Here is a 22,043-nt window from a genome sequence, read left to right on the forward strand (position 1 = left end):
AAATCGGTCGGGCGCTACTCGTCAGCTCTTCTTCTGGGCGAACAGCGCGTCGAGGTGCTGTTCGAACGCGTGGTAGTTGATGCGATCGTAGAGCTCCATGCGGGTCTGCATGGTGTCGATCACGTTCGCCTGGGTGCCATCACGGCGCAGCGCGGTGTAAACGTTCTCGGCAGCCTTGTTCATGGCGCGGAACGCCGACAACGGATAGAGCACCAGAGAGACGTCGACGCTCGCCAGCTCTTCTGTGGTGTACAGCGGCGTGGCGCCGAATTCGGTGATGTTGGCCAGGATCGGCGCTTTCACGCGGTCGGCGAAGACCTTGTACATGTCCAGCTCGGTGATCGCCTCGGGGAAGATCATGTCCGCGCCGGCCTCGATGCAGGCGGCCGCACGATCCAGCGCCGAGTTCAGCCCTTCCACCGCCAGCGCATCGGTCCGCGCCATGATCACGAAGCTGTCGTCGGTACGCGCATCGACGGCCGCCTTGATGCGGTCGACCATCTCCTGCTGCGAGACGATCTCCTTGTTCGGGCGATGGCCGCAGCGCTTCGCACCGACTTGATCCTCGATATGGATCGCCGCCGCGCCGAACTTGATCATCGACTTGACGGTGCGGGCCACGTTGAAGGCCGAGGAGCCGAAGCCGGTGTCGACATCCACCAGCAGCGGCAGGTCGCAGACGTCGGTGATCCGGCGTACGTCGGTCAGCACGTCGTCGAGTCCGGTGATGCCGAGGTCAGGCAGACCCAGCGAACCGGCGGCGACACCGCCGCCGGACAGGTAAATGGCCTTGAAGCCAGCGCGTTTGGCCAGCAGAGCATGGTTGGCGTTGATCGCACCGACGACCTGCAGCGGATGTTCACTGGCCACGGCGTCACGGAAACGCTGACCGGCAGAAGGAAGAGTCATGCATTACCCCTTTTGTGTGGTGTTTGTTCAAGAGCACCTTTGAAGTGGCGCTCGACATTGCGCTTGGAAGCCGCGATGTGGCGGCGCATCAGCAGCTCCGCCAACTCGCCATCGCGTTCGGCGATGGCGTCGAGAATCCTATGGTGTTCGGCGAAGGCCTGGTGCGGCCGATTCGGCGTGGTGGAGAACTGGATGCGGTACATGCGTACGAGCTGGTAGAGCTCGTCGCAGAGCAGCTTGGCCAGTGTGCGGTTACCGCTGCCCTGGATGATCCGGTAATGGAAGTCGAAGTCGCCTTCCTGCTGGTAGTAGCCGACACCGGCCTGGAACGCCTCATCGCGCTCGTGGGTGCTCAGAACCCGGCGCAGGTCGTCGATTTCCGCCTCGCTCATGCGTTCGGCGGCCAGGCGACAGGCCATGCCTTCCAGTGACTCACGGATCTCATAGAGCTCGATCAGCTCGGCATGACTGAGCGACACCACCCGCGCGCCAACATGCGGCACGCGGACCAGCAGCTTCTGCCCTTCCAGGCGGTGAATCGCTTCGCGCAAAGGGCCGCGGCTGATGCCATAGGTGCGCGCCAGCTCCGGCTCGGAAATCTTGCTTCCCGGCGCGATCTCGCCCTTGACGATAGCCGCCTGTATCAGGCGGAACACGTGCTCGGCCAGCGTGCCGCTATCGAGTTGGTGTGCCGGTGGTGAAAGCTCAACGGTGTCCAGCATGATTGTCGACAATTCAAGTTTTGATGGTGCGAAACTACGCCCGATACACCAACCAGTCAACAGAACACCACGACAGATTGTCGACACCTTTACTAAAGTCGTAAGCGCGGGAGGCCACGCTCGCCACCCACCCGGCAGGGCTGCTGCCGTTGCCGCGCCCTGAAAGCAGCATGCTAGAATGCCAGCCTTTCGCGCCATGGATGCTCGGCTAACCCGTCAGCGCCCGCACACCCAGCCATTTCATTCGCCCCCTCACGACAACAGGTTCCATGAGAGTTAAAGCCTTCTTCCTGCTGCTCTGCGTATTGACCCTGCCCACCACCAGCCTGGCTGGAAACAAGACGATCTATGGCCTAAACGAAAATGTCGGCCTGCCTGACTTCGGTCTGGAGGTGGAAGCAAAGCTCGACACCGGTGCACAGACTGCATCGCTTAGCGCTCGTGACATCACCCGTTTCAAGCGCAAAGGCGAGTCATGGGTCCGTTTCTATCTGGCGGTGGATAGCGCTCACGCGCATCCGATCGAACGGCCGCTGGCGCGCATCAGCAGGATCAAGCGCCGGGCCGGTGACTTCGATCCGGAAGAGGAAAAAACCTATACCGCACGCCCGGTCATCGAGCTTGATCTGTGCATGGGCAAGGTAAAACGCACCATCGAAGTGAACCTCACCGACCGTACCGCTTTCCAATACCCACTTTTGATCGGTTCCGATGCGCTCACCCGCTTCGGCGCACTGGTAGACCCAAGTCGCACCTTTATTGCCGGCAAGCCCGGCTGCCTCAACGAATCTGACGCTGACGAGTAATACCCCATGCGCGCTCTCACTCTGCATCTGAAAGTCCTGATCTTCATCCTCGTCGCTCTGGGAATTTCGATCACTGCCTACCAGATCTTCATACTGGGCATTCCGGTTACCGAAGACGAAACCGATGATCTGTGGAATATCGACGCCAAGGTCGAATTCCAGGCCAGCCCGCGCGAGCCAGTGAAGCTGCAGATGTACGTGCCGCCACTGAACCAGGAGTTCGTCAGCCTCAACGAGAGCTTCATCTCCAACAACTACGGTGTCAGCATCAACCGGGTGGACGGCAACCGTCGTGTCACCTGGTCCGCACGCCGCGCCAGCGGCAACCAGACCCTCTATTACCGTCTCGTTCTGACCAAGCGCTACAGCGGTGAGCAGACCAAGGCGAACGGCCCGATCTTCCGCGACAGCATCCCGGTCGAAGGCGCAGAGAAAATTGCTGCCGAAGCCCTGCTGTCGCCGATCCGGCAGCACTCGGCCGACGTCGAGACCTTCATCAGCGAGGCCATCAAGCGGGTCAACAACCCGAACGACGATAACGTCAAGCTGCTGCTCGGTGGCGACACGTCCATTCCGAACAAGGCGCGGGTCATCGAGCTGCTGCTGTCCATCGCCCACGTGCCGATGGAGCGCGTACACACCATCCGCCTGAATGCCGATCAGCCCCAGACGCCGGAGCTCTGGCTGCGCAGCTTCAACGGCGACAAGTGGCTGTTCTTCAATCCCGGTACCGGCGAGCAGGGTCTGCCTAATGATCGTCTGGTCTGGTGGACCGGCGATGAGCCGCTGATCAGCCTGGAAGGCGGACGCAACCCGCAGGTCACCTTCACGCTCAACAACAGCGAGATGAATGCCATCCGCCTGGCCAAACTTACCGACGAGAACACCGAGGCGGGCTTCCTGGAGTATTCGCTGTACGGCCTGCCGCTGCAGACCCAGCAGACCTACCAGATCATGATCATGATCCCGATCGGCGTGCTGGTGATTCTGATCCTGCGTAACCTCGGCGGTCTGCAGACACTCGGCACCTTTACCCCGGTGCTGATCGCGCTAGCCTTCCGCGAAACGCAGATTGGCTTCGGCATCATCCTGTTCACGCTGATCACCGCACTGGGTCTGTCCCTGCGTTCCTATCTGGAGCACTTGAAACTACAGATGCTGCCGCGCCTGTCCGTAGTGCTGACATTCGTTGTGGTGCTAATCGCTGTAATCAGCCTGCTCAGCCACAAGCTCGGCCTCGAGCGCGGGCTGTCGGTATCGCTGTTCCCGATGGTGATCCTGACCATGACCATCGAACGCCTGTCCATCACCTGGGAAGAACGTGGCGGCGGCCATGCCTTCAAGGTGGCGGTCGGCACGCTGATCGCCGCCAGCCTGGCTTTCATGCTGATGAACATCCGGGAGCTGACCTACTTTATCTTCACCTTCCCGGCCGTGCTGCTGATCATGGTGGGCTTCATGCTGGCGATGGGTCGCTACCGCGGCTACCGCCTGACCGAGCTGTTCCGCTTCAAAGCCTTTCTGAAGGATTGAGCCATGTTCGGTCTGATCAAGACGTGGAAGGCCCTGGAAGCCAAGGGGATCATGGGCATCAACCGCCGCAACGCGGATTACGTGCTCAAGTACAACAAGCGCAGCCTGTACCCAATTGTCGATGACAAGATCATCACCAAGCAGCGCGCCATCGAAGCCGGCATTCACGTGCCGGAGATGTACGGCATCATCGAGACCGAGAAGGACATCGACAAGCTCAAGGACATTGTCCGGGATCACACCGATTTCGTCGTCAAGCCGGCTCAGGGGGCCGGCGGCGACGGCATTCTGGTGATCGCCGACCGTTTCGAGGGCCGTTACAAGACCGTTTCCGGCAAGATCATCACGCACGAGGAGATCGAACATCAGATCTCCAACATCCTCACCGGGCTCTATTCCCTGGGCGGTCACCGCGACCGCGCACTGATCGAATACCGTGTAACGCCCGACCCTATTTTCAAGAGCATCAGCTATGAAGGCGTGCCGGACATTCGCATCATCGTGCTGATGGGCTACCCGATCATGGCCATGCTGCGTCTGCCTACCCGGCAATCGGGCGGCAAGGCCAACCTCCATCAGGGTGCCATCGGCGTGGGCGTGGATCTGGCCACCGGCATCACCCTGCGTGGTACCTGGCTGAACAACAAGATCACCAAGCACCCGGACACCACCAACGCGGTGGACGGCGTGCAGCTGCCAAACTGGGACGGCTTCATGAAGCTGGCCGCTGGCTGCTATGAGCTCTGCGGACTTGGCTATATCGGTGTCGACATGGTGCTCGATCAGGACAAGGGCCCACTGATTCTCGAGCTGAACGCCCGCCCCGGTCTGAACATCCAGATTGCCAACGATTGCGGCCTGACGCACCGCGCGCATGCCGTTGAGAACCGCCTGGCGGAGCTCAAGGAGAAAGGCATTCAGGAAACGCCGGAGGAACGCGTCAAGTTCTCCCAGGAGCTGTTCGGACACGTCCCGCCTCACCCCTGAATGACGCAAACCGGGTAGCCCGCGTATCCTCACGGGCTGCCCTCTTATCGATCTGTCCCATGCCCATCTGCACCCTGCACGCCCTGCCCTATCAGGCGGACCCCGCTCACTGGTTCGAACGCATCCGTCACGCTCCGGGCGCGGTCCTGCTCGATTCGGGCAGGCCGAAGGCCGAGCGCGGGCGCTTCGACATTCTCAGTGCATGGCCAGTGAGGATGCTCGAGCCCGGCGAGGATGAGTCCGGGCGGGACTTCTTCCACCGCTTGCGCCAGGCACTCGGCGAGCTTGGAGAGGCCGTACTGCCTGGCGACTGTGAACTACCGTTCGCTGGAGGCCTGATCGGCTTTCTGAGCTATGACTTCGGTTCGCGCCTCGAGACCCTCCCACAGCACGCCGAAGATGACAGCGGTCTGCCACTGGCACGCTTCGGCCTCTATGCTTGGGCGCTTATCACGGACCACCAGCGACAGACCAGCCAGTTGCTGTTCCACCCAGCTGCGGCCGATAGCGAACGCAACCGCCTGATCAGCCTGTTCGATCCGGCTGCCGTTGGCGAAAGCGCTCCGTTTAAGCTGCTTGGCCGTTTCACTGCCGATCTGACCGTCAACGCCTATCGCTACGGCATCGAGCGTATCCAGGCCTATATCCAGGCCGGCGACTGCTATCAGGTCAACTTCACCCAGCGTTTCCGTGCCGATTGCTCGGGCGACCCCTGGACTGCCTATTGCGCACTGCGCAAGGCTTGCCCCACGCCTTATGCCAGCTTCCTGGCTCTGGATGACGGCGCTATCGCCAGCCTTTCGCCTGAGCGCTTCCTACGTTTGCATCAGGGCCATGTGGAAACCCGTCCGATCAAAGGCACACGGCCACGCGGCAAAGACGAGCGCAGCGATGCGGCGCAAGCGCAAGCGCTGCTCGCCAGCGACAAGGATCGCGCCGAAAACCTGATGATCGTCGATTTGTTGCGCAATGACCTGGGCCGCAGCTGTCGGGTCGGCAGCGTGCGCGTGCCGGAGCTCTTCGCCCTGGAAAGCTACCCCAACGTGCATCATCTGGTGAGCTGCGTGACCGGCGAACTGGCCGACGGCCAAGATGCGCTCGACCTTCTGGCGGGCAGCTTTCCCGGCGGCTCGATCACCGGGGCGCCGAAGATCCGCGCAATGCAAATCATCGATGAACTGGAGCCCACGCGCCGCGCCATCTATTGCGGCTCGCTGCTCTACATCGATATCAGGGGGGAGATGGACAGCTCCATCGCTATTCGCACGCTGCTTATCCGCAACGGACAGGCCAGCTGCTGGGGCGGCGGCGGCATCGTCGCCGACTCCGACTGGCAGGCGGAGTACCAGGAATCGATCGACAAGGTGAAGCTGCTGCTGGAAACACTGGAGCAGCTACCAGATTGAAGCGGCCGGCGTAAGCCAGCCGCTTCATCTCACTGGCTCAAAGCGCCAGCTTGCGGTTCGAGGCCTTGAGGAACTCGTGCTTCAGCTCGTCGAAGGTATGCACTGCCGGGAACTGCGGGAACTCGGCGATGACATTGTCCGGCGCATGGAACAGGATGCCAGCATGGGCTTCGCTGAGCATGGTGGTGTCGTTATACGAATCACCAGCAGCGATAACGCGGTAGTACAGGCTTTTCAGCGCGATGACCGACTGACGCTTGGGGTCCTTCTGGCGCAGCTGGTAGTCCACAACGCGATCGGTTTCGTCGGTGATGAGGCGGTGGCAGAGCAACGTCGGGAAGCCCAGCTGACGCATCAGCGGCTGGGAGAACTCGTAGAACGTATCGGACAGAATCACCACCTGGAAACGCTCGCGCAGCCAGTCGACGAATTCCGGCGCACCTTCCAGCGGCTTCAGCGTCGCAATGACCTGCTGAATGTCGGCAAGCTTCAGCCCATGCTCGTCGAGAATGCGCAGGCGCTGCTTCATCAGGACGTCGTAATCGGGAATGTCCCGCGTGGTCGCCCGGAGCGATTCGATTCCGGTGGCCTCGGCAAAGGCAATCCAGATTTCCGGAACCAGCACACCTTCCAGGTCGAGACAGGCTATTTCCACGGGGCCACTCCTCAATGCAGAAAATTGAAGGCGGCACTCTAGCCGCAGCGCGCGACCGAAGCAACGCAAGGCTTATACCCGAAACGGCTGACCGGAGTACCTAAACGTTATTTAGCGGCATAAACGCCTTTTGCTACCATCCGCCGCCTCAGAGCGCCAAAGCGCCGATGCAAACCTTAAGGAAGCCGCCTGATGATCCCATCTATTGACGTCACCGCGTTGGCTGCCGCCTACGCCGACAAATCGCCGCAAGACGTTCTTAAGCTCGCCTTCGATCTGTTCGGCGACGACCTGTGGATCTCCTTCAGCGGCGCCGAGGACGTGGTGCTGCTGGACATGGCTTGGAAGCTGAACAAGAACGTCAAGGTGTTCACCCTCGACACCGGCCGCCTACACAGCGAAACCTACCGTTTCATCGAGCAGGTCCGCGAGCACTACGGCATCGCCATTGAGATCATGACGCCGGACCCGGCACTGCTGCAGCCTCTCGTCAACGAGAAAGGCCTGTTCAGTTTCTACCGCGACGGTCACGGCGAATGCTGCGGGATTCGCAAGATCGAGCCGCTGCGGCGCAAGCTCGCTACCGTCCGCGCCTGGGCTACCGGGCAGCGTCGCGATCAGAGCCCCGGCACACGCAGCCAGGTATCGGTGCTGGAGCTGGATACGGCCTTCTCCACGCCGGAAAATGCCTTGTACAAATTCAACCCGCTGGCGCAGATGACCAGTGAGGAAGTCTGGGGCTATATCCGCATGCTGGAGATCCCCTACAACAGCCTGCACGAGCGCGGCTTCATCAGCATCGGCTGCGAACCGTGCACACGCGCGGTACTCCCCAACCAGCATGAGCGCGAGGGCCGCTGGTGGTGGGAAGAAGCGACGCATAAGGAATGCGGTTTGCACGCCGGTAATCTGATCGCCAAGAGCTGATAAGGCGTCAGCTCGCGCGGCGGCCGGCAGGAGATTCGATGCCGCAGGCCGGGATTCTGGAGCCCGGCCTGTCCATCATCGATTAATAGGTGGGCAATTCCATGCCGTCGAACAGCTCATCCAGCTCCGCCTTGTTGCGGCACTGAATCGCCTTTTCCAGCATGTCCCGGTTCAGATGCGGAGCAAATTGCTGGATGAAGTCGCACATGAAGCCGCGCAGAAAGGTCCCGCGACGAAAGCCGATCTTGGTCACGCTGGATTCGAACAGCTCGCTGGCATCCAGCACCACGAGGTCGGAGTCCAGCTTTGAGTCCACCGCCATGCGCGCAACGATGCCAACCCCCAGCCCAAGCCGCACATAGGTCTTGATCACGTCGGCGTCGGCGGCCGTGAACACGACCTTCGGTGAAAGTCCGCGATGACCAAACGCCTCGTCGAGTTTGGAGCGGCCGGTGAAACCGAATACATAGGTCACGATCGGGTGCTCGGCGAGCGCCTCGAGCGTGAGCTTGTCGAGCTTCGCCAGCGGATGGCCTTGAGGCACGATCACACAACGGTTCCAGCGATAGCAGGGCATCATTATCAGATCGCCGAACAATTCCAGACCTTCGGTGGCAATGGCGAAGTCGACAGTGCCGTCGGCGGCCATCTCGGCTATCTGCATGGGCGTCCCCTGATGCATGTGCAGGGAAACGTCGGGGTATTGTTTGATGAAGCTGCTGATGACCTGAGGCAACGCATAACGTGCCTGGGTGTGGGTGGTCGCAATGCTCAGGGTTCCCTTCTTTTCGTTGGAAAACTCCTGAGCGATCTGCTTGATGCTTTCACATTTACGCAGGATTTCGCCGGCCGTAGAGATGATACGTTCCCCGGCGGGTGTCACACGGGTCAGGTGCTTGCCACTCCGAGCGAACACCTCGACGCCAAGCTCATCCTCTAACAGGCGAATCTGTTTGCTGATCCCCGGCTGGGAGGTGAAAAGACTCTGGGCGGTCGCCGAAACGTTGAGGTCATGGTGCGCCACTTCCCAGATGTAACGCAGTTGTTGAAGCTTCATAGAAATCCCTCAGGCAAAGGCACCGGCGCGCCTGCCACAACACTTATAACCACATGAACGGTGCGCCTACGGATGATAGATCGTCCGCTGGGCTTTTGCTGTGCGACCTTCGACTGGGCGGGCCGGCCATTGCCGATTGAGCTTAGCAGCGCGGCGAACAGCGAGCTCGACCTTTGCCTCAGTCAGCAGCTCGCTGCTCCAAGAAGCGCAGCAGGTGATACAGCGTCTGCGTTCTAGGCATCTGAATACCTACTTCGGCCGCAGCGGCGAGTGGAACCGCGTAAATGGCTTCGAGCTCCATCGGTCGGTTCTGGAGGCGATCGTGATACATGCTGGGCAGATAATCGGGCATGCGCGAAGTACCCATCAGCAGTTTCCCTGGAAAGTCCTCGGGCAACGAGCAGCCCAGCGCCTGCGCCGCAGCGCAGACTTCGTGCATGATTGCCTTTATTTCTGCCCGCGAATCGTCGTTGCCCAGCAACGCTTCGGTGCCCGCCTCAAGCAACGCCGAGAGGCCATTGAACGGCACGTTCCACACCAGCTTCATCCAGCGCGCCAGCGCCAGACTAGGCATGGGCGAAGAGTCCACTCCGGCCTGCCTGAACATTTCGACCATTTCATTCAGCAGCGCGAGCTGTGCTTGCGCATCGCCGCCTGCGGGCCCCGAGTGATAGCCGAGGTTCACCCCGCCGAGCGCCTGATGCTCCACCACACCTGGAGCTGAGCGATGGGCGCAGATAGCGCACAGCCCGCCCAGGAGATGTACGTTTTCCGGCAGAGACGCTCTAAGCACGTCTTCCACCCCCAAACCGTTCTGCAACACCACAACCTTGCAATCAGCCGCAGCTAGCCGGGCGATGGTCGGAGCCAGCGCTTCGTTGCTGGTGCTTTTGGCGCCGACCAGCAACCAATCACATGCAGGCATGAGGGATGGGTCGCGATAGATCTGCGGTCGCGCGAGCGCCAGCGGGCCGTGCACGGCACTGTTTACCTGTAGCCCCCGTTCGCTGACCGCCTCGTACTCGCTGCGCAGCAGGAAATGCACATCGAAGCCGGCGCGCGCCAGCATCAGACCGTAGAAACCTCCGATTGCACCGGTTCCGATGATCCCTATACGTGGGCTTGCTGCTGACATAAGCACTCCAGTTCTGGCGGATGACCGTATCCTGCGCGCCAACCGATTGAAAAAACAAACGATAGCAGTCCAGCAGCGCGCATCACAGTACGCACCCCCATCGAGATCGAGCGGTGTGTGCCGATCGCTTCAATAGGCCATCAATCCCGTTGTCGAGCCCGCCCATTAGCGCTAAGGTTCCGTTTCCCCGCTGCGCCCTCAGGCTATGTTCCGCCGCACCGGGATCGCTGGCGGACGGCTCCCGTGATTCCTGACGAGTAACAAATGGCTGATTTACCAATCGACGACCTCAACGTTGCTTCCAACGTGACCCTGATCACTCCGGAGCAACTGAAGCGTGAAATCCCGCTTACCGCCTCGGCATTGCAGACCGTCTCCCATGGGCGCCAGGTAGTACGCGACATTCTCGATGGCAAGGACCACCGACTGTTCATCGTGATCGGTCCATGTTCCATCCATGACCTGAAGGCTGCCCATGAGTATGCTGAGCGGCTCAAGGTGCTCGCGGAAAAGGTCTCGGACAGTCTCTTTCTGATCATGCGGGTGTATTTCGAGAAGCCACGCACCACCGTCGGCTGGAAAGGCTTGATCAACGATCCCTATATGGATGACTCGTTCAAGATCCAGGATGGCCTGCACATCGGCCGCAAGCTGCTGCTCGACCTTGCCGAGATGGGCCTGCCAACTGCAACTGAAGCGCTCGATCCCATCTCGCCGCAATATCTGCAGGACCTGATCAGCTGGTCGGCCATTGGCGCCCGCACCACGGAATCACAGACGCACCGCGAGATGGCTTCAGGCTTGTCCTCGGCGGTTGGCTTCAAAAACGGTACCGACGGCAGCCTGACCGTCGCGATCAACGCGTTGCAGTCGGTTTCCAGCCCGCACCGCTTCCTTGGCATCAACCAGTCTGGCGGTGTGTCCATCGTCACCACAAAGGGCAACAATTACGGCCACGTGGTCCTGCGCGGCGGCAATGGCAAGCCCAACTACGATTCGGTCAGCGTCGCACTGTGCGAGCAGGAACTGAACAAGGCAGGTATCAGCCCGAACATCATGATCGACTGCAGCCATGCCAATTCCAACAAGGACCCTGCGCTACAGCCGCTGGTGATGGATAACGTCGCCAACCAGATCCTTGAAGGGAACAGCTCCATCGTCGGGCTAATGGTTGAAAGCCACCTCGGCTGGGGTAACCAGGCGATTCCGAAGGACCTGTGCGACCTGAAGTACGGCGTGTCCATCACCGACGCCTGTATCGACTGGGAAACCACCGAAAAGGCTGTACTGAGCATGCACGACAAGCTCAAGGACGTGCTGCCCAAGCGGCAGCGCGGCTGAAACGAAAAAACGCCGGTCTCCCGGCGTTTTTTTTGGATTCGACTCGGCCCTATCCCGCGACGGGTCGATTGCGCTCGATATAACGTTCGACGTAGGAGCACGAAGGAATCACCTGATAACCCTCGCGCTCGGCGTAATCGAGAGCATGTTGTGCCAGGACACCAGCAATGCCTCGACCGCGCAATGCGTCCGGAACAAAAGTCCGGTATATGTCCAAGGTCTGCTTGCCTAGATCCATGTAGACCAGATAAGCGCAATGGCCATCGATCTCGGCTTCGAAGCGGTGACCAGCAAGGTCATGGCGCACGCGCACCGTATCGCTCATCTTGACTCCTCAGCAGGATTGCCCTGTCTTCTTGTTCTTGGATGGCTGCGCCTACGACGAGAACTCGGCAGCCCAAATTCTTAGCTGCCTTTTCTACCTGTTTCGAACCCATTCGACCAGCCTTGCGTTGATCAATATTTGCCCGCCCAGTACAGGAACTTTCGTCCAGCTGAGGACTCAGGCAACTATGAAGGGTGTAACTCCCGATCTAAACTGGATGTTTTTCATCCAACTTGTCGAGATGAGAGGCAAAGCAAAGGCAGTTTGAAAAAAAAGCTGTAGCGCATACGCCCACTCAGTTTACTTAAGCTAAGTTATAGGTAGTATGTGCGCGCAAACTTTCCATAACGGAAGTTGCTTTATGGATTTCCACCTTAAGGGGAACAAGATGAACAACGTTCTGAAATTCTCTGCTCTGGCTCTGGCCGCAGTTCTGGCTACCGGTTGCAGCAACAGCATGACCAAAGAAAGCGAAGCTCGCCTGACCGCGACCGAAGACGCCGCTGCTCGCGCCCAGGCTCGTGCTGACGAAGCGTACAGCAAGGCCGACGAAGCTCTGGCCGCCGCTCAGAAGGCTCAGCAGACTGCTGACGAAGCCAACGAGCGTGCTCTGCGTATGCTGGAACGTGCCAGCCGCAAGTAAGCTTGTAGAAAATAAAAAAGCCGACCTACAAGGTCGGCTTTTTTTATGCACTCATAAAAGCAGTCAGAACAACTGCTCCTCATGGACCGCCACTTCCGTACGCTGCTCGGCGATCTGGATTGGCAGGCCATCCTCGCCGGCGATGATCTCGCGCACCATCTCCCAATCCAAATGCAGCTTGCCGGCCGCCTCGTCACGCTTGAGCAACGTGTTGATGACGACAGCATGCTTGTCCATCAGCGTAAGCGTCTTCTCCTCGCCGTCTTCCAGCGGCGCGTGAGCTTCGAGATAAACCTTGCCCTCACTCACGCCGAATTTGTATGGCTCATCGACGATACGCACCGGCGTACCCACCTTCACCATCTTCGCCAGCTCCAGCACATTGTGGTTGAGCATGCGGAAGCAACCATGACTGACTCGCATGCCGATGCCGAACTTCTTGTTGGAGCCGTGAATAAGGTAGCCCGGCAGCGAAAGCGTCATCTTGAACGGGCCCAACGGGTTATCCGGGCCTGGCGGAACCACGGTCGGCAGCGGATCACCGTCGGCAGCATGCTCGTCGCGGATCGACTGCGGCGGATACCAGGCGGGGTTACTGGTCATGGCAGAAATGCGAGCATTGCCGACCGGCGAGCCCCAACCCTCGCGGCCAATGCCGAGCGGAAATGTGTGCACGACGCTCTTGCCTTCCGGATAGTAGTACAGCCGGTACTCGGCGATATTGATCACGATCCCTTCGCGCGGCCCCGGCGGCAGTATGAAGCGGGTCGGCAAGATGATGTCGGTGCCCTCGCCTGGCAGCCAGGGATCGACGCCCGGATTGGCCGCTACCAGCTCCAGATAGCCAAGATCATGAGCTTCACCGATGGCCGCGAAGGTGTCTTCGTACTTGGCTTTGATGACTTGAATCTGACCGACGATGTCGTCGCCCTCGGGCGGTAACGGCAGCTCGAGCGCCGCGCTGGTGCCTGCTGAAAGCAAAGCAGCGAGTGACAAACAGGAGGCGACTGCAAACGCGCGCGAAAGCATTCAGAGATCCTTGAGAATTTGGATGATGGGAATGGTGCGATTGTACGTGAACCGGGCGAAACGTGAGCTACCAGGCAGCGGTGGCAGACGGAAGGCCCTTGCGCCGTGCCTCCAGCAATTGCCTGCAATTCGGGCACAGCTGTCGGTCCTTCAGCGTGGCGCGCTCGAGCTCTCGCCAGCGAGGCTGCGCAGGCAGCAGACCGCCACACAGCGTACGGTCTGCGCTACCGCTCAGCTCGAGCTGCCGCAACGCCAGGTGCAGTCGATTTTCGCGGCAGGCGAACATGTCGTACTGCTCGTCCGGCACGATGATTCGATAAGCGTAAAGGGTCCTGGCTGAGCGCGACATCTGGGGCTCCAATCGAGGGCGCGACAGTAGCTGCGCACACGTCTCAAAGCAAGGGTTCGAGCGCTGGCCAGACCGTCTCGAGCAGCAGATTCTGCGCTTCCGCTGTCGGGTGAACGCCGTCGCCCTGCATCATCCCAGAAACGCCACCTACCCCCTCCAGCAGGAACGGCACATAGGCAACGCGCTTCTCGGCCGCGACCGAGTCGAAAGCATCCGCAAAGGCGCGTGTATAGCGCTGGCCCAGATTGGGAGGCATGCGCATGCCCAGCAGCAACACATCAGCGCCGGCTTGCCGACTGCGGTCGATCATCTCGGCAAGATTCTGTTTCAATTGCACCGGCGACTGACCGCGCAGGCCATCGTTGCCCCCCAGCTCGAGAATCACCACCTCAGGCGCATGCTCATCGAGCAACGGATCGAGCCGCGCAAGCCCGCCAGCCGTGGTGTCGCCGCTGATCGACGCATTCACCACGCGTACCGATTTGCCCTCCTCGACCAGTCGTTCCTGCAGCAGATGCACCCAGCCCTGGCTGGTTTCCAGCCCGAAAGCCGCGCTGATACTATCGCCGACCACCAGTACGGTTCCGGCCAGGGCTCCCTGAGTCCAGCACAGCAAAGCCAGAACCCCGCATTTCAGCCACTTTCGCATCGGATCCCCTCATGAGCGGCAACATTCTCGACGCCCGGAACCTTAACAAAGTGGTACCCAGCGCGGAAGGCGAGCTGAGCATTCTGGCCGACCTCTCGCTGCAACTCGCCAAGGGCGACAGCCTTGCGATCGTCGGCACCTCCGGCTCGGGGAAATCCACCCTGCTGGGCCTGCTGGCCGGGCTCGATCTGCCGAGTTCTGGCGAAGTGCATCTGGCAGGCCACGCGCTGGCGGCACTTGATGAGGATCAGCGGGCACGCATACGTGCCGAGCATGTCGGTTTCGTCTTCCAGTCTTTCCAGCTGCTGGACAGTCTGAACGCCCTGGAAAACGTCATGCTGCCACTGGAGCTGGACGGCCGGCGCGATGCGCGTGAGCGTGCAACCGAACTGCTGGGCCGGGTTGGGCTGGGCGAGCGGCTACATCACTACCCACGCCAGCTCTCGGGCGGTGAGCAGCAACGTGTCGCGCTGGCCCGCGCGTTCGCCGCCGAGCCAGACGTGCTGTTTGCCGATGAGCCGACCGGCAACCTCGACACCCATACCGGTGCGCACGTCACCGAGTTGCTTTTCGAACTCAATCGCGAGCGCGGCACCACGCTCGTGCTGGTGACCCACGATGAACGCCTGGCCAAGCGCTGCCATCGAATGATTCGCCTCGAGGGCGGACGGCAGATTGCTGCCGAGACAGCCGCATGACGCGCATGCCGAAGGCTCGGATGTTCGCCCTGGCCTACCGCCAGCTGCTACGTGATGCTCGCGCCGGTGAGTTGCGGGTACTGTTCTTCGCCCTTGTGGTGGCCGTCGCTGCGAGCACCGCGATCGGTTATTTCGGTGCGCGCCTGAATGATGCAATGCTGCTGCGCGCCAGCGAATTCCTCGGTGCCGACATGGTACTGAGCGGCAGTGCGCACGCCTCGCCGGAGCAGATAGACGCCGGCAAGCAGCTGGGCCTCGATCACGCACAGGTCGTCGAGTTTTCCAGCGTCATCGCCACCGACCAGGATCTGCAGCTCGCCAGCGTAAAGGCAGCCAGCAGCAGCTATCCACTGCGGGGCACACTGCGCAGTGCTGCGCAACCCTACGAGGCCGAACAGCCAGGCCCGGGCCCTGCCCCCGGCGAAGCCTGGGCCGAGGCGCGACTGTTCGCTGCGCTCGATCTGGAGATAGGCGACAGCATCGAGGTCGGCAACAAGCTGCTGCGCCTTAGCCGCGTACTGACGTACGAACCGGATCGAGTCGGCGATTTCTACAGCCTGACGCCGCGCGTGCTGATGCACCTAAACGACCTGGAAGCTACCGGCGTCGTGCAGCCCGGCAGCCGCGTCCGCTATCGTGAACTCTGGCGAGGCGAAACGGCCGCGCTGGCCGCCTACCAGCAAGCGGTTCAGGCCGGGCTGCAGGCACATCAGCGCATCGAAACGGCCAACGACAGCAACCGACAGATCGGCGGTGCGCTTGGCCGCGCCGAGCGCTACCTGAACCTCGCCAGCCTAGCCGCGATTCTGCTGGCCGGGGTCGCGGTCGCTCTCTCCGCAGCCCGCTTCGCCAGCCGCCGCTTCGACGCCAGCGCCTTGCTGCGCTGTCTAGGGCTGTCGCGCAACGATGCTCTGCTGCTCTATACACTGCAGCTCGCCATGCTGGGCCTGCTGGCCAGCCTTGCCGGCGCTTTGCTTGGCTGGGCGGCGCAACACGGATTGTTCTTCCTTTTGCGCGATCTGCTGGCGCAGGAGATACCGCCTGGCGGAGTCTGGCCGGCGGTGGCAGGCATTGCAACTGGTCTGGTAGCGCTGGCCGGATTTGCCTTGCCGCCACTGGCTGCGCTGGGCCGCGTGCCACCACTACGGGTTCTGCGTCGCGACATGCTGCCGGTACCGCCGAGTGCCTGGCTGGTGTACGGCACGGCAATCTTCGCCCTTGGCCTGATCATGTGGCGCCTGAGCCTCGACCTGAAGATCACCTTGGCGCTGCTCGGCGGCGGCCTGCTCGCCACTTTGCTGCTGGGCGGCCTGCTTCTGCTTGGGCTCAAGGCAATGCGTCGCCTGTTGGCGGGCGCCTCATTGAGCTGGCGCCTGGGGCTCGGCCAGCTGTTGCGACATCCCTTGGCAGCAGCCGGACAAGCCCTGGCCTTCGGCCTGATTCTGCTGGCCATGGCGTTGATCGCCCTGCTGCGTGGCGAGCTGCTCGACACCTGGCAGGATCAGCTGCCCGACAACGCACCCAACCATTTCGTGCTCAATGTTCTGCCAGCCGAAAAGGATGCTTTCGCCGAGCGTATCACTGCGCTTTCGAGCCACGCTGCGCCGCTGTATCCGGTGGTGCCGGGCCGGCTGATTTCCATCAACGGCGAGCCGGTGCGCCAACTGGTCAGCAAGGAATCCCAGGGCGAACGCGCGATCCGCCGAGACCTGAGCCTGACCTGGGCAGCCGATCTGCCGAAGGACAACCGCCTGGTTGCCGGCCAGTGGTGGACCGAGCGGAAAGGGACGGACGTTCCCGGCGTATCCGTAGAGGCTGAACTCGCCGAAAGCCTGCAGCTGAAACTGGGCGATCGCCTGTCGTTCACGATCGGCGGACTGACCCGCGAAGCCAGCGTCACCAGCTTGCGTGAGGTCAACTGGGACAGTTTCCAGCCCAACTTCTACATGATCTTCGAACCGGACACGTTGCAGGGGATGCCGGCCACCTATATGACCAGTTTCCACCTGCCGCCCGGCAAGGAACGCGAACTGGTGGAGCTGGCTCGCGCGTTCCCCTCAGTGACGCTGCTGCAGGTCGAGGCGCTGCTGGCTCAGCTGCGCAGCATCCTTGCGCAGGTATCACTGGCGGTGGAGTACGTGTTGCTATTCGTCCTGGCAGCCGGGTTGGCCGTGCTGTTTGCCGGGCTGCAGGCAACGCTGGACGAGCGCATCCGCCAAGGCGCGCTGTTGCGTGCACTCGGTGCGGAGCGACAACTGCTGCTACGCGCGCGTCGCGCAGAGTTCGGATTGCTGGGCGCAGCCAGCGGCCTGCTAGCCGCGCTCGGTTGCGAACTGGTCAGCGCCCTGCTCTACCACTACGCATTCGATCTGCGCTGGCAGCCGCACCCCTGGTTGCTGGTATTGCCGCTGATCGGCGCGCTGCTGGTGGGTGGTGCCGGGCTGATCGGTACACGGCGAGCACTCAATGCCAGCCCGCTGACGGTACTGCGTGAGAGCTGAAGCGCTACAATCGGCGCTTTTCGCAAGGTCTCGAAGTCCATGAGCCGCTACCGCCCACCCCGCCCGGCCGGCACGCCGTTGATCACGCCCGAAGGTGAGGCCCGGCTGCGCGCCGAGCTGCACGAGCTCTGGCACGTCAAACGTCCGCAGGTGACCCAGTCGGTCAGTGAGGCTGCCGCACAGGGCGACCGCTCGGAGAACGCCGAATACACCTATGGCAAGAAGATGCTGCGCGAAATCGACAGCCGCGTGCGCTTTCTGACCAAGCGTTTGGAAAAACTCAAAGTGGTCGGCGAGCGGCCAAGCGATCCGAACAAAGTATATTTCGGGGCCTGGGTGACGCTGGAAGATGAGGACGGAGAAGAGGCTCGCTATCGAATCGTCGGCCCCGACGAACTGGATCTGCGCCAAGGCCTGATCAGCATCGATTCTCCCCTGGCCCGCGCATTAGTCGGCAAAACGCTGGATGCGGAAGTTCAGGTGCAGACGCCTACCGGCTTGAAGCTCTGGTACGTGGTCGCCATTGACTATCTGTGACCATGCAGTCCGAACCCGAATACAGAGTCACGATCTGCATCGATCATGCTCTGTATTTCCACTATAAATCGGTAACTTCTGCCTTTATCACTTTCCAACCCATCCCGGCGTTTCGCTTGGTAACAGGCGCCTGGCCAGGGGGCTGATCTCATCGCAATATCACTCTTTATGCATTCCGCCAGCTAGAGCACCCGCATCGTAAAGCCGCTGCTCTGGCACGAATGCTGCGGTTGTCGACATGCAGTACGCGCCCCGCGCGGTGAACGGCAAAGGACTGCCTCAGCCCGATTCACATTCGAAGAGTGCGTCCATGAACAAGAACAAAACCTTGCTCGCCCTCTGTCTGGGTAGCGCCTTGGCGCTTACCGGTCAGGCTTACGCTGCATCAGGCAGCGGCTACACCGCTACCAAGTACCCGATCGTGCTGGCCCACGGCATGCTCGGGTTCGACAGCTTGCTCGGCGTCGATTATTGGTACGGCATTCCCAAGGCATTGCGTCGGGATGGTGCTCAGGTCTATGTCACCCAAGTCAGCCAACTCAACACCTCCGAACTACGGGGTGAAGAGTTGCTGGCCCAGGTGGAGGAAATCGTCGCGATCAGCGGCAAGCCCAAGGTCAATCTGATCGGCCACAGCCATGGGGGCCCGACGGTTCGTTATGTTGCCGGTGTTCGGCCGGACCTGATCGCCTCGGTAACCAGTGTCGGTGCACCGCACAAGGGCTCGGACGTCGCCGATCTGATTCGCAAGATTCCCGAAGGCTCCTCCGGCGAGGCGATTGTTGCCGGACTCGTGAACGCCATGGGCGCATTCATCAATTTCCTTTCCGGCAGCTCAAGTAGCGCTCCGCAAGATGCGCTGGGTTCACTGGAATCGCTCAACAGCGAGGGCGCGGCCCGCTTCAATGCCAAGTTCCCCCAGGGCATACCCACCACCGCATGCGGCGAAGGCGCTTACAAGGTCAACGGCGTGCACTACTACTCCTGGAGCGGCACCAGTCCGCTGACCAATCCGCTGGACGTGAGCGACGCCCTGATGGGCGCCGGTTCGCTGGCCTTCAGCGGACCCAATGACGGGCTGGTCGGACGCTGCAGCTCACACCTGGGGATGGTGATCCGCGACAACTACCGGATGAATCACCTGGACGAAGTGAATCAGTTCATGGGGCTGACCAGCCTGTTCGAAACCGATCCGGTCAGCGTCTATCGCCAGCACGCGAATCGGTTGAAGAACGCGGGCCTATAGCGCGATCAATCCCTGTACCAAGGCCGGGGTCGATGATCCCGGCCGTCTTCGTTGGGCATTCCCATGAGCAGATACATACTTCTATTGGTGCTGGCCGTTGCGTTAAGCCTGACCATCATCCTGAGCCGATCCACCACGGAACCGACTTTCGTTGCTGTGCCGCCTTCCGTGATGCCCTCATCGTCCCACGCAACAGTCGCGCCTATTAGCCAGACGCCGAAGCCCGAACTGCAGCCGCAGAGCTCAGCCAAGTTGCCCACTTCATTCCAGGGCACCCAGATCGATGGCCAACTTCGTGTCGACGCTGCCGGCAACCTGATCGTCGGCGCTGAGGTCCGCCAGCTTTTCGATTACTTTCTCGCGGCCTTCGGTGAGGAGTCGCTCAACAGCAGCATTGAGCGTCTGCGCCGCCACATCTCGACAGAATTGTCGGAGCCGGCTCGAGGACAGGCGCTGTCGATACTCAACCAATACCTGAGCTATAAACGGCAACTGCTTGAATTAGAAGCATCTTATGCCCGCGCGGCAGACGTGTCGGCATTGCGCCAACGCCTCACAGCCGTGCAGGCATTGCGCGCCAGGGTACTCGACCCCGCCGTCCACCAGGCCTTCTTTGCCCTCGATGAAACCTATGATCGTTTCAGCCTGGAGCGCCTGGCGATTCGCTTCGATCAGGGCATGGACAGTGACGCCAAGGGCCGCGCCATTGATCAGCTGCGCGCCGGTCTGCCAGCCGACCTGCAAGAACTGTTGATACCTCAGCTGCAGACCGAGCTGCGCGAGCAGACCAACGCCCTTCTACAAAACGGCGCCGGACCTGAGCAAATCCGACAGCTACGCCAGCAGCTGGTCGGCAGCGCAGCGGCCGACAGGCTCGATGCGCTCGACCGGCAGCGCCAGCAATGGCAGCAGCGCGTCACGGCCTATCAGCAGGCACGCGCGAGCATCGAGTCCACTCGCGGCCTGGACGACGTCGAGCGCCGAGCCGCGATCGAGCGGCTGGAGGAGCAGCATTTCGACACCAGCGAACGCCTGCGTCTGCTCGCGGTTTCTCAGGGTCGTAATGCCGAGCGCTAGTTGGCCGCTGTCTTGCGGTCGGCTTCCAGCAGGTAGCGCTCGCGGTGGTAGGCCAGGTAGTACTTGTTGACGCTGTTGACGTAGCCCACCACACCCATGCCGACGGTCTCCATGGCGATACGCTCGACCTGAAAGAACCACTGGTCCGGATTCAGGCCGCGTCGACGAGCCTCGGCGCGCATGCTCTGCACCCGCTGCGGCCCCAGGTTGTATGCCGCGAGAATGAACGCCATGCGCTCACGCTCGTTCAGCCGGGGACTGGCGAAGTAGTTGCGGCGGATGTTCGCCAGGTACTTCGCACTGGCCTGCACGTTGTTTTCCAGCTGGTGGATATTGCTAACACCCATCGCGCGGGCGGTGGCCGGCGTCACCTGCATCAGCCCTGTCGCGCCACCCGCGCCTTTCGCAGCAGGATTCAACGTCGATTCCTTGAAGGCCAGCGCGGCAAGGTTCAGCCAGTCCAGCTCGATCTGTTCGGCATAACGCTGCAGGGTCGGCCGGACCTTCTCCAGGCGCTGTCGGCCGACTCGATCGAGCGGGTATTGAACCTTGTACAAACGCCGGTAGACGCGCTCGAAGGCCGCATCCTGATTGGCAGGCAAGGCAAAATCCTTGAGGAACCGGTCGGCGCTGGCGCGCAGCATGCTGGCATCCTTACGCACGAACCAGTGCATGCTGGCCTTGTCGCCGAGACTCAGGTTTTGCTCGATGCGAAGCTTCGGCATGACCTTGGCCCAGCGCTGCGCGATGGTCTGTTCGACAACGGTCGCGGGGTACACCCCAGCCTGAACCATTTCCAGCACATCCTCGACCGCCAGCGTGGGATCGACCCACTCGACGACGATGGGCGCCAGCTTGCGCTCCATCAGCTGCTTGTTCAGTTTTGCCAGTGCTGGCCCCGCGGCGCTGCCCGGCGGCAAGGCAAGGCTACGACCGGAGAGCTGCTCCAGACGCTGATAGCGCGGTCCACCTTGACGACTGACCAGCACCAGCGACACGTCGCGGACCACCGGTCGACTGCGACTGACGCCTTTCATGCCAGCCAGAGGCAGCAGCTCACCGGGCGCGACCAGATCGCCTTCACCGCGCTGCAGCGCGCCGAGCAATTGATCTTTGGCTTTGGGAATGATCTTGAGAGTGATCGACCTTCCGGAGGCGGCGTCGCGATTCAAGTGTTGCTCGAAGGCGCGCAGCCGCGCGTATTCGACCCCGATTGCCTCACCCTTGATCTCACCGGAGCTATTACGGCTCTGGTTGACCAACACGCGCAATACGCCACTGCGGCGAATCTCGGCCAGATCACGTACCTTGTCGGTCGATTGCCAGGCCTCGGGCCCAGCCACGCGCGCGCTCGCCAACCCCGGCATGAAAGCCAGCAGCAGGCAGCACAGAAGTGGCAGCAATCTTGGCATCAGGACGCACCGCTCTAAAGACGCAGAGAACGCTAACGCGGTGCTCCCTGCCCGCAAAGGTGGCAAAGCCTCTCACAGGACGCGCGTTTGCGCCAGTTC

Annotated in this window: 22 protein-coding genes; 12 read left to right on the top strand and 10 right to left on the bottom strand. The window is 61.3% G+C overall.

The window, feature by feature from the left end:
- Positions 1-21 precede the first annotated feature (21 nt).
- Entirely contained in the window at positions 22-909 is an 888-nt protein-coding gene (prpB, locus tag UIB01_RS11565; RefSeq protein ID WP_038660400.1) for a methylisocitrate lyase, read from the bottom strand.
- Entirely contained in the window at positions 906-1,631 is a 726-nt protein-coding gene (locus tag UIB01_RS11570) for a GntR family transcriptional regulator (protein ID WP_038660403.1), read from the bottom strand. The genes prpB and UIB01_RS11570 overlap by 4 nt, the downstream gene beginning before the upstream one ends.
- A gap of 269 nt (positions 1,632-1,900) precedes the next feature.
- Here UIB01_RS11570 and rloA point away from each other — a divergent pair, with 269 nt between their 5' ends.
- Genes rloA through pabB form a run of 4 tightly spaced genes read left to right on the top strand, consistent with a single transcriptional unit; the run spans position 1,901 to position 6,363 of the window.
- On the top strand, positions 1,901-2,437 hold the full coding sequence (gene rloA, locus UIB01_RS11575) for a retropepsin-like aspartic peptidase RloA (protein WP_038660406.1): 537 nt from the start codon (positions 1,901-1,903) through the stop codon (positions 2,435-2,437).
- A gap of 6 nt (positions 2,438-2,443) precedes the next feature.
- On the top strand, positions 2,444-3,970 hold the full coding sequence (gene rloB, locus UIB01_RS11580; RefSeq protein ID WP_038660409.1) for an osmotic stress tolerance membrane protein RloB: 1,527 nt from the start codon (positions 2,444-2,446) through the stop codon (positions 3,968-3,970).
- 3 nt (positions 3,971-3,973) lie between these two features.
- On the top strand, positions 3,974-4,957 hold the full coding sequence (locus UIB01_RS11585) for an alpha-L-glutamate ligase-like protein (RefSeq protein ID WP_038660412.1): 984 nt from the start codon (positions 3,974-3,976) through the stop codon (positions 4,955-4,957).
- Between the two features lie 59 nt (positions 4,958-5,016).
- Positions 5,017-6,363: an aminodeoxychorismate synthase component I gene (gene pabB, locus UIB01_RS11590; RefSeq protein WP_038660415.1), complete on the top strand. Its 1,347-nt coding sequence runs from the start codon at positions 5,017-5,019 to the stop codon at positions 6,361-6,363.
- A gap of 37 nt (positions 6,364-6,400) precedes the next feature.
- On the opposite strand, the gene thrH is transcribed toward pabB, so the two are convergent.
- Complete coding sequence (thrH, locus tag UIB01_RS11595; protein WP_038660418.1) at positions 6,401-7,018, bottom strand: bifunctional phosphoserine phosphatase/homoserine phosphotransferase ThrH; 618 nt, start codon at positions 7,016-7,018, stop codon at positions 6,401-6,403.
- A gap of 192 nt (positions 7,019-7,210) precedes the next feature.
- On the opposite strand from thrH, the gene UIB01_RS11600 reads away from it, so the two are divergent.
- Positions 7,211-7,945 carry a phosphoadenylyl-sulfate reductase gene (locus UIB01_RS11600; RefSeq protein ID WP_038660421.1) on the top strand — a complete coding sequence of 245 codons (735 nt, stop codon included), beginning with the start codon at positions 7,211-7,213 and terminating at the stop codon, positions 7,943-7,945.
- 82 nt (positions 7,946-8,027) lie between these two features.
- Here UIB01_RS11600 and cysB read toward each other — a convergent pair whose 3' ends face one another.
- Both cysB and UIB01_RS11610 read right to left on the bottom strand, forming a co-directional pair.
- A complete protein-coding gene (gene cysB, locus UIB01_RS11605; RefSeq protein ID WP_038660425.1) occupies positions 8,028-9,002 on the bottom strand; it encodes an HTH-type transcriptional regulator CysB in 975 nt (324 codons plus the stop codon).
- 178 nt (positions 9,003-9,180) lie between these two features.
- Complete coding sequence (locus UIB01_RS11610; RefSeq protein ID WP_038660428.1) at positions 9,181-10,137, bottom strand: putative 2-dehydropantoate 2-reductase; 957 nt, start codon at positions 10,135-10,137, stop codon at positions 9,181-9,183.
- Between the two features lie 264 nt (positions 10,138-10,401).
- Between UIB01_RS11610 and UIB01_RS11615 the strand changes: the two genes are divergently transcribed.
- On the top strand, positions 10,402-11,478 hold the full coding sequence (locus tag UIB01_RS11615) for a 3-deoxy-7-phosphoheptulonate synthase (protein WP_038660432.1): 1,077 nt from the start codon (positions 10,402-10,404) through the stop codon (positions 11,476-11,478).
- 49 nt (positions 11,479-11,527) lie between these two features.
- Here UIB01_RS11615 and UIB01_RS11620 read toward each other — a convergent pair whose 3' ends face one another.
- Positions 11,528-11,803 (bottom strand): GNAT family N-acetyltransferase, encoded by a 276-nt coding sequence (locus UIB01_RS11620; RefSeq protein ID WP_038660435.1) that lies wholly within the window; start codon positions 11,801-11,803, stop codon positions 11,528-11,530.
- Positions 11,804-12,191: 388 nt separating this feature from the next.
- Here UIB01_RS11620 and UIB01_RS11630 point away from each other — a divergent pair, with 388 nt between their 5' ends.
- Complete coding sequence (locus UIB01_RS11630) at positions 12,192-12,446, top strand: Lpp/OprI family alanine-zipper lipoprotein (RefSeq protein ID WP_003294452.1); 255 nt, start codon at positions 12,192-12,194, stop codon at positions 12,444-12,446.
- 63 nt (positions 12,447-12,509) lie between these two features.
- On the opposite strand, the gene UIB01_RS11635 is transcribed toward UIB01_RS11630, so the two are convergent.
- The 3 genes from UIB01_RS11635 to UIB01_RS11645 form a co-directional block, all read right to left on the bottom strand.
- The gene (locus tag UIB01_RS11635) at positions 12,510-13,475 is read right to left on the bottom strand and encodes a L,D-transpeptidase family protein (protein WP_038660440.1); all 966 of its coding nucleotides are present in this window, start codon (positions 13,473-13,475) and stop codon (positions 12,510-12,512) included.
- Between the two features lie 67 nt (positions 13,476-13,542).
- Positions 13,543-13,824: a hypothetical protein gene (locus UIB01_RS11640; protein ID WP_038660443.1), complete on the bottom strand. Its 282-nt coding sequence runs from the start codon at positions 13,822-13,824 to the stop codon at positions 13,543-13,545.
- A gap of 43 nt (positions 13,825-13,867) precedes the next feature.
- Positions 13,868-14,473, bottom strand: a complete 606-nt coding sequence (locus UIB01_RS11645; RefSeq protein ID WP_038660446.1) for an arylesterase — start codon at positions 14,471-14,473, stop codon at positions 13,868-13,870.
- A gap of 11 nt (positions 14,474-14,484) precedes the next feature.
- Between UIB01_RS11645 and UIB01_RS11650 the strand changes: the two genes are divergently transcribed.
- The 5 genes from UIB01_RS11650 (at position 14,485) to UIB01_RS11670 (ending at position 20,532) form a co-directional block, all read left to right on the top strand.
- Positions 14,485-15,171 carry an ABC transporter ATP-binding protein gene (locus UIB01_RS11650; RefSeq protein ID WP_038660449.1) on the top strand — a complete coding sequence of 229 codons (687 nt, stop codon included), beginning with the start codon at positions 14,485-14,487 and terminating at the stop codon, positions 15,169-15,171.
- The gene (locus UIB01_RS11655) at positions 15,168-17,672 is read left to right on the top strand and encodes an ABC transporter permease (RefSeq protein ID WP_038660452.1); all 2,505 of its coding nucleotides are present in this window, start codon (positions 15,168-15,170) and stop codon (positions 17,670-17,672) included. Before UIB01_RS11650 ends, UIB01_RS11655 begins: the two co-directional genes overlap by 4 nt.
- A gap of 39 nt (positions 17,673-17,711) precedes the next feature.
- Positions 17,712-18,209, top strand: coding sequence for a transcription elongation factor GreB (gene greB, locus UIB01_RS11660; RefSeq protein WP_038660455.1), 498 nt, complete (start codon positions 17,712-17,714; stop codon positions 18,207-18,209).
- 310 nt (positions 18,210-18,519) lie between these two features.
- Positions 18,520-19,455, top strand: coding sequence for a triacylglycerol lipase (locus tag UIB01_RS11665; protein ID WP_038660458.1), 936 nt, complete (start codon positions 18,520-18,522; stop codon positions 19,453-19,455).
- 63 nt (positions 19,456-19,518) lie between these two features.
- Complete coding sequence (locus UIB01_RS11670; RefSeq protein ID WP_038660461.1) at positions 19,519-20,532, top strand: lipase secretion chaperone; 1,014 nt, start codon at positions 19,519-19,521, stop codon at positions 20,530-20,532.
- On the opposite strand, the gene UIB01_RS11675 is transcribed toward UIB01_RS11670, so the two are convergent.
- Complete coding sequence (locus UIB01_RS11675) at positions 20,529-21,944, bottom strand: MltF family protein (RefSeq protein WP_038660463.1); 1,416 nt, start codon at positions 21,942-21,944, stop codon at positions 20,529-20,531. The genes UIB01_RS11670 and UIB01_RS11675 overlap by 4 nt on opposite strands.
- Positions 21,945-22,043: the final 99 nt, after the last annotated feature.

Source organism: Stutzerimonas decontaminans, assembly GCF_000661915.1.
In the GTDB taxonomy this organism is placed as follows: Bacteria; Pseudomonadota; Gammaproteobacteria; order Pseudomonadales; family Pseudomonadaceae; genus Stutzerimonas; species Stutzerimonas decontaminans.